The sequence below is a fragment of the Streptomyces umbrinus genome (assembly GCF_030817415.1).
In the GTDB taxonomy this organism is placed as follows: domain Bacteria; phylum Actinomycetota; class Actinomycetes; order Streptomycetales; family Streptomycetaceae; genus Streptomyces; species Streptomyces umbrinus_A.
Genome location: NZ_JAUSZI010000002.1, coordinates 8,182,801 through 8,195,806, shown reverse-complemented (window position 1 = coordinate 8,195,806; position 13,006 = coordinate 8,182,801). Strand labels below are relative to the sequence as shown.

Genomic DNA, 13,006 nt, shown 5'->3' with positions numbered 1-13,006 from the left:
GAGGTCAGATCTCGATGCACGTACGCAGCGCCACGCCCGAACGCATCTGGTCGAGCGCCTCGTTGATGTCGCTCAGCGGCACCCGGTGGGTGATGAGCCCCTCCAGGTCGATGCGTCCGGCGCGCCACAGCGCGATGGTCCGCTCGTACGACCGCAGGACGTCCCCGCCGCCGTACATGGACGGCAGGATCCGCTTCTCGTCGAAGAACAGCTCGAACATGTTGAGCTGGAGATTGTCGTCCATGGCGCCCGCGCCGACGACGACCAGGGTGCCACCGCGGCGGGTGTTGTCGTACGCGGTGCGGGCGGTGGCGGAGCGGCCGACGACCTCGAAGACGTAGTCGAATCCCTCGCCCGCGGTCACCGTCTGCTTGGCGTCGGGGAGTTCGTCGGGCGACACGGCCCTGGTGGCGCCGAACTTCAGCGCGGCCTCGCGGCGGGAGGCGACCGGGTCGACGGCGACGATCTCGGCGGCGCCCTTGAGCCGGGCGCCCTGGATCGCGGAGATGCCGACGCCTCCGCAGCCGATGACGGCGACCGACGAACCGGCTTCCACGTCCGCGGTGTTGAGGGCGGCGCCGAGTCCGGTGGTGACGCCGCAGCCGATGAGGGCGGCGATGTCGAAGGGCACGTCGTCCGGGATCGGCACGGCGCAGCCCGCGTCAACGACGACCTCCTCGGTGAAGGTGCCGGTGCCCGCGAAGCCGAAGACATCGCCGCCGGGGCGCTTGAAGTTGGGTGTGCCCGCGTTCATGAACCCGGCGAGACACAGCTCGGTCTGACCGCGCTTGCAGGCCGGACAGGCGCCGCAGGCGGGCAGCCAGCAGACGACGACCCGGTCGCCGGGCTTGACGTTGGTGACGCCCTCGCCCACCTCCAGGATCTCGCCCGCCCCTTCGTGCCCGGGCACGAACGGCGCGGGCTGCGGCAGCACCCCGGCCATCGCCGAGAGGTCCGAGTGGCACAGGCCGGTGGCCCGCACCCGGATCCTGACCCGTCCGGGGCCGAAGCCCGTCGCCTCGACGTCGTCGAGTATCTCCAGCTTGTCCTGGCCTATCTCGTGCAGTACGGCTGCGCGCATGGTGCGGCTCCCCTCGGAAACGTACGTAGGTCCCTGGTCCCTCAGATGTGTTCGACGACGGTGTCGGCGAGGACCGGTGCGTCGTCCCGTTCGGCCGCGCCCACCGTCACACGGACCGTGCCGTCCCCCTGCCACATACGGATGCGCAGCGTCTCGCCCGGGTACACGACCCCGGCGAAGCGCGTGGCGTAGGAGCGGACCCGGCCGACGTCGCCGCCGAGTGCCGTGTCCACGACGGCCTTCAGCGTCATCCCGTACGTGCACAGCCCGTGCAGGATCGGGCGGTCGAAGCCGGCGAGTTTGGCGAACTCGGGGTCGGCGTGCAGCGGGTTCCAGTCGCCGGAGAGCCGGTACAGGAGCGCCTGGTCCTCACGGATCGCGCGCTCGACCGTCCGGTCCGGTTCGCCTGTCGGCGGTTCGGGGCGGGTGGAGGGGCCCCGGTCGCCACCGAAGCCCCCTTCGCCGCGTACGAAGATCTGGGCGTCGTTGGTCCACAACGGGCCCTCGTCGTCGGCGACTTCGGTGCGCATGACGAGGATGGCGGCCTTGCCCTTGTCGTAGACGGCCGCGATCCGTCCGGTGGCGGTCGCCCGGCCCTCGACGGGGATCGGACGGTGCAGCGTGACGGTCTGGCCGCCGTGCAGAACGTGCGCGAGGTTGACGTCGATGCCCGGCATGGAAAGGCTGTTGATCACGCCCGGGGAGCCGGCGCCCGCGACGGTGGCGAAGCTCGGCAGCACGTGCAGCCGGGACTCCAGGGTGTAGCGCAGCTCGTCGGGGTCCGTCGCGGGGCTGTCCTTGTCGGGGTTCGCGCCGGCGCCGAGGCCGAGGTGGTAGAGCTGGACGTCCTTGTGACCCCAGGCGATCCCGGCGGACCGGGGCTCGGCCGCGAGGGCCTGGGCAACGTCGATGGGCATGGGGCTCCTGACTGCCGGCGGGGAAGACCCCGGTGCGGCCGTCCGCACCGTCGGCCGCACCGAGGTCGACACTGAGCCGGGGAACCCGCCTGTTCTAGAACGCGTTCCAGTCCGGCGACCACCTGTATAGCTCAGGGTCCGGCACATGTGAAGACTCCTGACGGCATGTCAGATGGGTGGCACGGACACGGCAGTGACATTTGTCCTGCCCGAGTCCGTACATTGCGCATCTGCCCCGCCGGCCCCCGGATTCGTAGCGTCGTACCCATGACGAAGACGGGGACGAGGGCGATGGCCGACACCAGGAATACGGCGGCGGAGACCAGGGCGGGCGAGCCCGCGGACCAGGCCGTTTCCATCGCGGGGGCGGTGAAGGCCTTCGGTGCGGTACGGGCCGTGGACGGCGTCGACCTGGAGATCGCGCGCGGCGAGACGGTCGCACTGCTGGGCCGCAACGGCGCCGGCAAGTCCAGCACGATCTCGCTCCTGCTGGGCCTGAACGAGCCGGACGAGGGCGTCGTACGCCTCTTCGGCGGCACCACGGAGGAGGCCGTGCGGGCGGGGCGCGTGGGCGCAATGCTCCAGGACAGCCGGCCGGTACCACGGGTGACGGTGGGCGAACTGGTCGGGTTCGTGGCCGGTACGTATCCCGCGCCGATGCCCGTCGCCGAGGCGCTGGAGCTCGCGGGCATCGCCGAGTTGGCCGGGCGGCGCGTGGACCGGCTCTCCGGGGGCCAGACGCAGCGGGTGCGGTTCGCGGTCGCGCTCGTCGGGAACCCCGCGCTGGTCGTGCTCGACGAGCCGACCGCGGCGCTGGACGTGGAGGCGCGGTACGCCTTCTGGGACTCGATGCGGGCGTTCACGCGGCGCGGTCACACCGTCCTCTTCTCCACCCACTATCTGGAGGAGGCGGACGCCAACGCCGACCGGATCGTCGTCATCGACCACGGCCGGATCGTCGCCGACGGCACCGGCGAGCAGCTGAAGCGGGCCGCGGGCGGCAGCCTCGTCGCCTTCGACCTCGCCGGCGCCGCCCCGGACGGGCTGGCGGACCTTCCCGGGGTGGTCTCCGTAGAGGTGCGCGGCGACCGGGCGCGGCTGCGGACCGACGACTCGGACGCGACGGTGATCGCGCTGGCCGAGCGCGGCGCGATACACGCCCTGGAGGTCGCGCCGGCCTCGCTGGACGACGCGTTCCTCGCCCTGACCTCCTCCGACGCCCCTACCGGTACTGCCCGTACCTTCCTGGAGACGGTGTGACGCTCGACTACCTGCGCCTCGAAGTCCGCCGGACGCTGCGCGACACCGGCTTCGTGATCGGCGGTGTCGTGATGCCGGTGGTGATGTATCTGCTGTTCACGAACCTCGGCGACGGCGCCGACAACGAGTGGCGGACCGCCTCGATGATCGGCATGGCCGCGTACGGCGCGATGGGCTCGGCCCTCAACACCGGCGGCGGAGTCGCCGAGGACCGGACCGTCGGCTGGCTGCGGCAACTGCGGATCACGCCGATGAGCCCGCGCCAGGTCGTGATGGGCCGGGCGCTCACGGGTGCGGTGACGGTGCTGCCCGCGATCGTCGCGGTCCTGGTGGCGGGCGGCCTGGTCAACGGCGTACGGCTCGACGCCTGGAAGTGGGCGGTGATCGCGCTGCTGCTGTGGCTCGGCTCGATCCCCTTCACCCTGCTCGGCCTCGGCAACGGCTACCGGCTGACCGCGCAGGCCACGGGCGTGATGAACATGGTGTGCAACCTGACGCTCGCGGTGGTCGGCGGCCTGTGGTTCCCGCTGAGCCTCTTCCCCTCCTGGCTCCGGTCCCTGTCCTCCTACACACCCACGAACCGGTTCGCGCAGCTCGGCACATCGGTCGCCGACGGGCACGCGCCGGCCCTCGGGGCGGTGCTGGTGCTGACCGGATGGCTGCTGGCCTTCGGCTCGTACGCTGTGGTCTCGTACCGCAGGACCGCGCGGACCGTCTGAAAGGGGGCTGAGGCCATGTCGTGGTTTCGAAGGGTCAGCTGCCGGATGGCCGAGTTGCAGGAGTCGCGGACGGACCGGAAGGCCGACCGGGACGCGTTCGTCGCCGACCGGAATGCCGTGCAGAAGACCGGAAAGCTCCCGGAGCACCTGGGCCCGCCGCCCAGCGGTTTCGCCCTGCTCCCCTGGCTCCTGATGGGCATGGGCGCCTTCTCCAACCTCTTCCAGGGCAAAACCCCGAACCCGTGGATCGGCGGCATCGGCCTCCTCGTCTTCAACTCCCTCTACATCCATGTGGTGTTCCGGGCCTTCACCAAGGAGGCCCGCGAGGCCCGCTCCACCCGGGGCGCGCTGCTCGCGCTGGGCATCGTGACCTGTTTCCTCGGCGGCCTGTACGGCGGCAGCTGGCTGCTCTTCTTCCCGCTGCTCGGCCTGGCCGCGGGCGCGATCGTCCGGGGGCGGTGGCTCGGCAGGACCGGCATCGGGCTGAGCGCGCTCGCGGGTGTCGTGGCCGGGCTGCGGGACGGCTGGGGCGCGGTGAACGTCGCGTACGGCACGTTCCTGTCCACCATGGTGACCGCGGCGATCCTCTCCCTGTCGGACGCCGTACGTGAACTGCGCGCAGCCCGCGAGGAGTTGGCCCGGCAGGCAGTCGAGAAGGAACGTCTTCGCTTCTCCCGTGACCTGCACGACCTCCTCGGCCACACGCTCTCCGTCATCGTCGTGAAGTCGGAGGCTGCCCGTCGGCTCGCGCCCCGCGACATGGACGCGGCGCTGGTCCAGGTCTCCGACATCGAGTCGGTCGGCCGCCAGGCGCTGACCGAGATCCGCGAGGCGGTCACCGGTTACCGCGAGGGCAGCCTCGCCGCGGATCTCGACCGGGCGGGATCGGCCCTGCGGGCCGCCGGTATCGAACCGGTCGTCCGGCAGTCCGGGCCGCCGCTCGCCGCCCAGACCGAGGTCCTGCTCGGCTGGGTCGTCCGCGAGGCGGTCACCAACGTGGTGCGCCACAGTGGCGCGGGGCGTTGTGAGATCACGGTGGATGGTTCGGCTGAGCGTGTCCGGCTCCGCATCACGGACGATGGTCGGGGGGTGGCGCCGCCCGGCGGGCCGGGGTCGCCGGAATTGCCCGTGCCCGGCATCGGCGGTACCGGCCTGAAGGGGCTGACCGAGCGGCTTGCGGCGGCCGGGGGGTCGTTGGAGGCGAGGCCCGGGACGCGGAACGGGTTCACTGTGGCGGCGGAGCTTCCGGTGGATCCGGGCGAGCGGATGGGTGTGCCGGAGCTATCGACTGGGCGCGTGCCCAGCCGGTAGCTCCGCTGGGGTGTGATGTGCGGCTGCGGGTGGGTGGGGGTTGCTCGCGCAGTTCCCCGCGCCCCTTAAAAGACAAAAGCCAGGGGCGCGGGGAACTGCGCGACCGGCCCCCACCGGGCCCGCAGCCAAACAACGCACCCCCAGCGGAGCGCTGACGCGGCCTACTCTGAGGCCGTGAACGAGATGCCCCGGGACTACCGGCCCGCCAAGTCCATCCGCGTTCTGCTCGCCGAGGACCAGGGGATGATGCGGGGCGCCCTCGCCCTCCTCCTCGGCCTGGAGGCGGACATCGAGGTGGTCGCGCAGGTCGGGACGGGGGACGCGATCGTGGGCGCGGCCCTGGAGTGGCGGCCGGACGTGGCGCTGCTGGACATCGAACTGCCCGGCATCAGCGGCCTGGACGCCGCCGCGCTGCTCCGGGACGAGGCGCCCGACTGCCGGGTGCTGATCCTCACCACCTTCGGCCGGCCGGGCTATCTGCGGCGGGCCATGGAGGCGGGCGCCGCGGGGTTCCTCGTCAAGGACGGGCCCGTGGAGGAGCTGGCCGAGGCGATCCGCCGGGTACTGACCGGTGAGACGGTCATCGATCCCGCGCTCGCGGCGGCCGCGTTGAGTGCCGGGCCGAACCCGCTCACTGCGCGTGAGTGCGATGTGCTGAAGGCCTCGGTGGACGGGGCGACGGTCTCCGACATCGCGTCGAAGCTCCATCTCTCCGAGTCGACCGTCCGCAACTACCTCTCGTCGGCGATCGGCAAGACGGCGACGCGGAATCGCATGGAGGCCATGCGGGAGGCTCGCCAGCAGGGGTGGCTGTAAGGGGTTCGTTGACTGCGGGCCGGTGGGGGCTGGTCGCGCAGTTCCCCGCGCCCCTTAAAAGCAAGGGCTACCGCCCCCTGAAGACAAAAGACAGGGGCGGTAGCCCCGGCTTTTGTCTTCAGGGGCGCGGGGAACTGCGCGACCAGCCCCCACCCACCCGCAGCGAACCTCAACCCCGCCCCACAACCCCCCGCGGGAGCCACACCAGCATCAGCACAACCCCCACCAGCAACACACCCCCACCCGTGCGGAACACCAGCGCATACCCCTCCGCCAGTGCCTCCGGCGACCGCCCGCCCCCGGTCCGCGCCGCGGCGATCGTCGCCATCACGGAGAGCCCGAGAGAACCCCCCATCGTGCGGGACGTGTTGATCAGCCCCGACACCAGCCCCGCCTCCCCCGGCTCCGCCCCCGACGTGGCCAGCGCGGCGAGGGGCGTCGCGGACAGTCCGGCGCCGAGCATCATCAGGATGCCGGGGAACATGATCGCGGTGAGATACGCACCGTCGGCGGTCATCGTGGACTGCCAGCCGAACCCGGCAGCGGCCACCAGCGCCCCGAGCACGGCGACATTCCGCGCTCCCACAACGGGCATCAGCCGCGGCGCGACCTTCGAGCCGAGGATCACCGCGAGCGAGCTGGGCACGAGCGCGAGTCCGGCGTCCAGCGGCGAGTAGCCGAGCACGTTCTGCGCGTACAGCGTCATGAAGAACCACATGCAGAACATGGCCGAGCCGCACAGGAACATCGCCACGTTCGCCGAGGACACGGACCTCAGGCGGAACAGCTTCAGCGGCATCAGGGGCGCCTTCGTCCGCGCCTCGACCAGCAGGAACAGCCCGATCAGGGCGGCCCCGGCGGCCAGCGGAACCAGGGTCGCGGCCGAGGTCCACCCCTCGGCCTCGGTCTGCACGATCCCGTACGCGAGTGTCGCGAGGCCCGCCGTCACCAGCAGGGCTCCCGGCAGGTCGATCCGCCGTCCGCCGCCGGCCCGGCTCTCGACGAGCCAGAGCAGGGCGCCGGCCAGCACCACAGCACCGATGGGCACGTTGATCAGCAGGACCCACCGCCACGACAGCCCGTCGACCAGGACCCCGCCGACGAGCCCGCCCGCCGCGCCGCCGCCCCCGCCGACGGCGGTCCAGGTCGCGATGGCCCGCGCGCGTGCCGCGCCCTCGGGCACGGCCGACGTCAGGATCGTCAGCGTCGAGGGCGCGAGCACCGCCGCCCCGAGACCCTGCACGGCCCGTGCGGCCAGCAGCTGCCAGCCCTCCTGGGCGAGCCCGCCCGCGAGCGAGGCCAGCGTGAACAGCGCGAGCCCGATCAGGAACATCCGCTTGCGGCCGTACAGGTCCCCGGCCCGCCCGCCGAGCAGCATGAATCCGGCGAAGGCGATCGTGTACGCGTTGACGACCCACTGGAGCCCCGGGGCGCTGAGCCCCAGGTCGGCCCGCATCGACGGCAGCGCCGTATTGACCACGGACACATCGAGGACGACGAGGAACTGTCCCGCGCACGCGAGTGCGACCACCACCCAGGTGGGTGGCGCGGAACGACCGGACACGGGTATCTCTGCGGCGGCTCTGAGCGTGGGCATGGGTGTCATGCTCGCAGCGGTCTTGTGCCCCGTACATCGGAATTTCGCTGGACGATCCGTCCGCCGCAGGACCTAGGACCTCTGCCGCCCTCTCGCACCCGCTAGGGCCTGTCTGACAATTCCCGTCGTCGCCCGGAGGGCGGCCTCGCGGCGTCAGGTGCGTGCTCTCGGCGTGCCGGGCGTAGAGCCTCGTACTGGACGTACTTGGCTCTGCGCATGGTGCGGCGAGAGTGCGTGCATGGCGTCGTGAGGCTGGGGGCACCTCCCGGCCGGAGGCTGGGGGAGGGAATTGTCAGACAGGCCCTAGCCCCAATGCCGTTGCTTTTGCCTTGGGCGTAGGCTGGTTGGGAGTGGGTCCCGGGGGTGGTGCGGGTGGCCGCGAGTGTGTCTGACTTATCGGGTCTGGGGCTGTTGACCTGGGTGTATCCGCCGGGGTTGGTGGATCGGGTGGTGGCAGCGTGTGGCCGGTCCGAGCGGCGTAAGCGGCTGCTGCCCGCCCGGCTGGTGGTGTACTTCGTGCTGGGGCTGGCGCTGTTCTCTCCCGCCCCGTATCTAGAAGTGATGCGGCACCTGGTCGCGGGGCTTCGCGGTCTGGGACTGCTGGGTGACTGGCATGTTCCGGCGAAGTCGTCACTGTTTCGGGCCCGGCAGCGGCTGGGATCCGAGCCGCTGCGGGTGCTGTTCGCCACGACCGCGAAGCCGATGGCCACCGAGGCGACTCCGGGGGCGTTCTGGCGGGGCCTGCGGGTTCTGGCGGTGGACGGGACCTGCTGGGATGTCGCCGACAGTGAGGCCAATCAAGCGGCCTTCGGCCGTCCCGGCAACGGTCGTGGGACCGGCCGGAGCGCCTTTGTGCAGGTGCGGATGGCCGCCTTGGTGGAGGTGGGCAGCCATGCAGTGCTGGACGCCGAACTCGCCGGCTGCCGCACCGGGGAAGTGACCCTGGTGGGCCGCCTGCCCCGCTCCTGCGGGCCAGGCCAACTCGTGCTGGCCGACCGCGAGTTCCTCGGCGTCCCGCTGTGGCAGGCCTTCACCGCCACCGGCGCCGACCTGCTGTGGCGGGTGCCCGCCAACCGTGTCCTGCCCATCGACAGGCCACTGCGCGACGGGTCCTGGATCTCACGCATCCATGCCGGCACCGACGCCTCCCACCGCAACCCGGTCACCGTGCGTGTCCTGGCCTACCAGCTCAAAGACACGGCCCAGGACTACCGCCTGATCACCACTCTCCTGGACGCCCGCCGCTATCCGGCCCGGCAACTGGCCGCCCTCTACCGCGAACGCTGGGAGATCGAATCCGTCTTCGCCGAGATCAAAACCCACCAGCGCGGCGCGAAGGTGGTCCTCAGCAGCAAGACACCCGACGGTGTCCTGCAACAGATCTGGGCCCATCTCCTGGTCCACCATGCACTGCGGGAACTGATGCTCAGAACCGCGGCTACCCGCCAACTCGACCCCGACCGCATCTCCTTCACCGAGACCCTGCGCTCCGCCCGCCGCAGTGTGACCGTCACGCCCGGCAGCTTTTCCCCCTGACCTCCTGGTCCAGGCCTTGCGATTACTCCAGGAAGACCTGCTGGAAAGACTCCTCCCCGCCAGACGCCTGCGCAGCCAGCCCCGCGTCGTCAAACGAAAGATGTCCAACTACTGGCTCAAACGGGCTGAACACCGCCACTGGCCCCAGCCCACCCGCACCGGCACCCAAGCCATCCTCATCAAACGACCCCAACCCACAGACCCATAACGCAACGGCATTGGCCCTAGCCCCGCCTCAGCAGGGTCACCACCGCCGCGCCCCCGAGCCCGATGTTGTGCGCGAGGCCGACGCGGGCGCCCGTCACCTGCCGGGCCGCCGCCTCGCCCCTCAACTGCCATACCAGTTCGGCGACTTGGGCGATGCCGGTGGCTCCCAGGGGGTGTCCTTTGGAGATGAGGCCGCCCGAGGGGTTCACCACCCAGCGTCCGCCGTACGTCGTCGCACCCGACTCGACGAGCTTCCCGGACTCCCCCTCCTCGCACATGCCGAGCGCCTCGTACGTCAGCAGCTCGTTGACGGAGAAGCAGTCGTGGAGTTCCACGACGTCGACGTCCTCGATGCCGAGCCCGGCCCTCTCGTACACCTGCCGGGCGGCGGCCCGCGACATCGGCTGCCCGACGACGTCGATGCACGACCCGGACGCGAACGACTCCTCCGTGTCGGTGGTCATCGCCTGCGCGACGATCTCCACGGCCCGCTCCCCCAGCCCGTGCCGTTCCACGAACCGCTCCGACACGACGACGGCCGCGGCGGCCCCATCCGAGGTGGGCGAGCACTGGAGTTTGGTCAGCGGCGCGTGCACGCTACGCGCGGCGAGGATCTCGTCGACCGAGTAGACGTCCTGGAACTGCGCGTAGGGGTTGCTCGCCGAGTGCCGGTGGTTCTTGGCTCCCACGGCGGCGAGCTGCGCCTCGGTCGTGCCGTACTTCTCCATGTGCTCGCGCGCCGCGTCGCCGAAGATCTGGGCGGTGGGCGGCGTCATCTCGAAGCCGTGCCGCGCCGCCATCACGGCGTAATGACGCGCCACAGGTGACGTCTTGCTCCAGTCATCAGCGGCTCCGCCGCGGGCACCACCATCGGCCCCGCCCCCGAGCGCACCCCGCGCCATCTTCTCGAACCCCACCGCCAGTACGCAGTCGCTCGCGCCGCCCTCCACGAACTGCCGGGCGAGCATCAGCGCGGTCGAGCCGGTCGCGCAGTTGTTGTTCACGTTGTAGACGGGCACACCGCTCAGACCGAGTTCGTACACGGCCCGCTGCCCTGCCGTGGAGGCCTGGAAGCAGTAGCCGACGGGCACCTGCTCCACGGCGTCGTACGAGACCCCGGCGTCCGCGAGGGCGCCCGTGCCCGCCTCCCGGACCATGTCCCAGTACTGCCAGTCCCGGGTCTCCGGCTTCTCGAACTTGGTCATGCCCACACCGACGACGTATGCCTTCATGACTCTCCCCGGTCTCCCGTTGGTTGGTCCCTCGGCAGACCGAGGATGCGCTCCGCGACCACGTTCAGCTGCACCTGCGTCGTCCCGCCGGCGATGGTCAGACACCGGCTGAGCAGGAATCCGTGCACGGCCCGCTCGCCGGCGCCCTCGCGCAACGCACCGGCCGGGCCGAGGAGTTCGAGTGCCAGCTCGGCAACCTTCTGCTGGTGCGCGGTCTGGACGAGCTTGCGTACGGAGGCTCCGGCGCCCGGGTCCACTCCCGAGACCTGCCGCATGGTCGTACGGAGCCCGATGCAGCCCAGCGCGTGAGCCTCCGCGATCAGGGTTCCGACGCGTTCCCGCACGGTGTCGTCGAGGTCGGCGGAGCGGGCGACGATCGCTTCGAGGCCGGTGCCGAAGGTCAACTGGTCGGCCATGTGGACGCGTTCGTTGCCGAGGGTGTTGCGTGCGACCCGCCAGCCGTCGTCGACCGAACCGACCACGGCGTCGGCGGGCAGCACCACGTCGTCGAAGTAGACCTCGTTGAAGAGCGATTCGCCCGTGATCTCCTTCAGCGGACGGATCTCGATGCCGTCCGTCTCCTTCATGTCGACGACGAAGTACGTGAGCCCCTTGTGCTTTGGCGCGTCCGGGTTCGTCCGGGCGAGGAGGATCCCGTAGTCCGCCCACTGGGCCGAACTCGTCCACACCTTCTGCCCGTTGACCCGCCACCGCCCGTCAGCGGTCCGCTCGGCCCGGGTGCGGAGCGAGGCGAGGTCGGACCCGGCACCGGGCTCCGAGAAAAGCTGGCACCACAGCACGTCCCCGCACAGCGTGGGCAGCAGATACCGCTCCTGCTGTTCCCGGGTCCCGTAGGCGATGAGCGACGGTACGACCCAGGTGGCGATCCCGAGATCGCCGACGCGTACTCCGGCGGCTGCCAGTTCCTCCTGTACGGCGAGCTGCTGGACGGGTCCTGCACCGAGTCCGTACGGCGGGGGCAGATGGGGTGCGGTGTATCCGGTGGGCGCCAACTCCCTTCGTACGGCTGCCGGTTCGAGGCCGCGTACGCGTGCGATGACGGCACGGGCCGCCACCCGGTGCCGTGCGGCCTCCGCCTCGGGAAGCTCCGTACGGAGCTCGCGTCTCGCCCCGTTCTCCGCCGCCCCGACCGCCCGCAGGAGATGCCCGCCACCGAGCAACTGCCGTGCCACCAGGGCCCGTCGGAGGTAGAGATGCGCGTCGTGTTCCCAGGTGAAGCCGATGCCGCCGAGCACCTGGACGCAGTCCTTGGCGCACGTGAGGGCCGCGTCGAGAGCGACACCGGCGGCGAGAGCGGTCACCAACTCCCGTACGCTGTCGGGCTCTTGTACGGCACGCGCCGCGTCCCACGCCAGCGCACCTGCCCGCTCCACGCGGACCAGCATGTCGGCGCACAGGTGCTTGATCCCCTGGAACTGCCCGATGGGCCGCCCGAACTGCTCCCGCACCTTCGCGTACGCGGCCGCGGTCTCCAGCGCCCACGCGGCGGTCCCGCACGCGTCGGCGGCGAACACGGCGGCTGCCAGGTCCCGCACGAGCGCCGAGTCGACGTCGAGGACCCGGTCCGCCGGGACCCGTACCGCCGTGGCCACGACCTCCGCGGTCGGCCGCGTCGGGTCGGCGCTCTCGTGGACACGGACGGAGAGCTGCGAGGCGTCAACGGCCAGCCACAGAGTGCGGCCACCCGGCGCCGAAGCCGAAGCCGAGACCGGCAACGGCACCGACGCCGACGCCGGGACAGACACGGGCACCGACGCCGCCAGGATCAGCAGGTCCGCGTCGCCGCCGGACAGTACGGGCGGAGCCGTCCCGTCGAGCACGTACCCGTACCCGTCCACGTCTGCCTCGGCGGTCAGCGTCCCGGTCCCGAGGGCGACCGCCCCGATCCGCTCGCCCCCGGCCAGGGCCCGTACCAGTTCCCCGGCCGCGGCGCCCGCCCTCGCGAGCACGAGCGAGGCGAGCGCGTTCGCCGCGTACGGCCCGGGGAGCGCCGCCCGCGCGGCCTCCTCCAGCACGACGGCGAGGTCGAGCACCGTCCCGCCGCCGCCTCCGCACTCCTCCGGGAGGTGCACCGCGAGGAAACCCTGCGCGGCGAGCGCGTCCCAGTGGGCGGGGCGTCCGCCCTGGCCGCCGGGTGCGTCGAGCAGCTTGCGCGTTTCCTCGGGTGGCACCGTCCGGGCGATCCAGCCGCGTACGGCCTCGGCCAGGTCCCGCTGTTCCCGCGTGATCCCGATCCCCATGCGGCGCAGACTAGAACACGTTCCAATCTGACGGAAGGTCAGATACCGACGGATCCACTTCCGGCCTCC

General features: G+C 71.4%; 10 protein-coding genes. 5 read left to right on the top strand and 5 right to left on the bottom strand.

The window, feature by feature from the left end; genetic code table 11:
- Window positions 1–4: 4 nt before the first annotated feature.
- Together QF035_RS36200 and QF035_RS36195 are read right to left on the bottom strand one after the other, a co-directional pair.
- Window positions 5–1,081 (bottom strand): Zn-dependent alcohol dehydrogenase, encoded by a 1,077-nt coding sequence (locus QF035_RS36200; protein WP_307524976.1) that lies wholly within the window; start codon window positions 1,079–1,081, stop codon window positions 5–7.
- 41 nt (window positions 1,082–1,122) lie between these two features.
- Window positions 1,123–1,998: a MaoC/PaaZ C-terminal domain-containing protein gene (locus tag QF035_RS36195; RefSeq protein WP_307524974.1), complete on the bottom strand. Its 876-nt coding sequence runs from the start codon at window positions 1,996–1,998 to the stop codon at window positions 1,123–1,125.
- A 291-nt stretch (window positions 1,999–2,289) separates the two neighbouring features.
- Here QF035_RS36195 and QF035_RS36190 point away from each other — a divergent pair, with 291 nt between their 5' ends.
- The 4 genes from QF035_RS36190 (at window position 2,290) to QF035_RS36175 (ending at window position 6,104) form a co-directional block, all read left to right on the top strand.
- The gene (locus QF035_RS36190; RefSeq protein ID WP_307531699.1) at window positions 2,290–3,258 is read left to right on the top strand and encodes an ABC transporter ATP-binding protein; all 969 of its coding nucleotides are present in this window, start codon (window positions 2,290–2,292) and stop codon (window positions 3,256–3,258) included.
- Window positions 3,255–3,977, top strand: coding sequence for an ABC transporter permease (locus tag QF035_RS36185; RefSeq protein WP_307524972.1), 723 nt, complete (start codon window positions 3,255–3,257; stop codon window positions 3,975–3,977). The genes QF035_RS36190 and QF035_RS36185 overlap by 4 nt, the downstream gene beginning before the upstream one ends.
- Before the next feature lie 15 nt (window positions 3,978–3,992).
- Window positions 3,993–5,288, top strand: coding sequence for a sensor histidine kinase (locus tag QF035_RS36180; protein WP_373466789.1), 1,296 nt, complete (start codon window positions 3,993–3,995; stop codon window positions 5,286–5,288).
- Window positions 5,289–5,471: 183 nt separating this feature from the next.
- Window positions 5,472–6,104, top strand: coding sequence for a response regulator transcription factor (locus QF035_RS36175; RefSeq protein ID WP_307531697.1), 633 nt, complete (start codon window positions 5,472–5,474; stop codon window positions 6,102–6,104).
- A 169-nt stretch (window positions 6,105–6,273) separates the two neighbouring features.
- Here the strand turns inward: QF035_RS36175 and QF035_RS36170 are convergent, their stop codons facing one another.
- Window positions 6,274–7,710 carry a DHA2 family efflux MFS transporter permease subunit gene (locus QF035_RS36170; protein ID WP_307524967.1) on the bottom strand — a complete coding sequence of 479 codons (1,437 nt, stop codon included), beginning with the start codon at window positions 7,708–7,710 and terminating at the stop codon, window positions 6,274–6,276.
- 354 nt (window positions 7,711–8,064) lie between these two features.
- Here QF035_RS36170 and QF035_RS36165 point away from each other — a divergent pair, with 354 nt between their 5' ends.
- Entirely contained in the window at window positions 8,065–9,237 is a 1,173-nt protein-coding gene (locus QF035_RS36165; RefSeq protein WP_307524966.1) for an IS4 family transposase, read from the top strand.
- Window positions 9,238–9,461: 224 nt separating this feature from the next.
- Here the strand turns inward: QF035_RS36165 and QF035_RS36160 are convergent, their stop codons facing one another.
- Window positions 9,462–10,676 (bottom strand): lipid-transfer protein, encoded by a 1,215-nt coding sequence (locus QF035_RS36160; RefSeq protein ID WP_307524964.1) that lies wholly within the window; start codon window positions 10,674–10,676, stop codon window positions 9,462–9,464.
- Entirely contained in the window at window positions 10,673–12,937 is a 2,265-nt protein-coding gene (locus QF035_RS36155) for an acyl-CoA dehydrogenase (protein ID WP_307524962.1), read from the bottom strand. Before QF035_RS36155 ends, QF035_RS36160 begins: the two co-directional genes overlap by 4 nt.
- Between the last annotated feature and the right edge of the window lie 69 nt (window positions 12,938–13,006).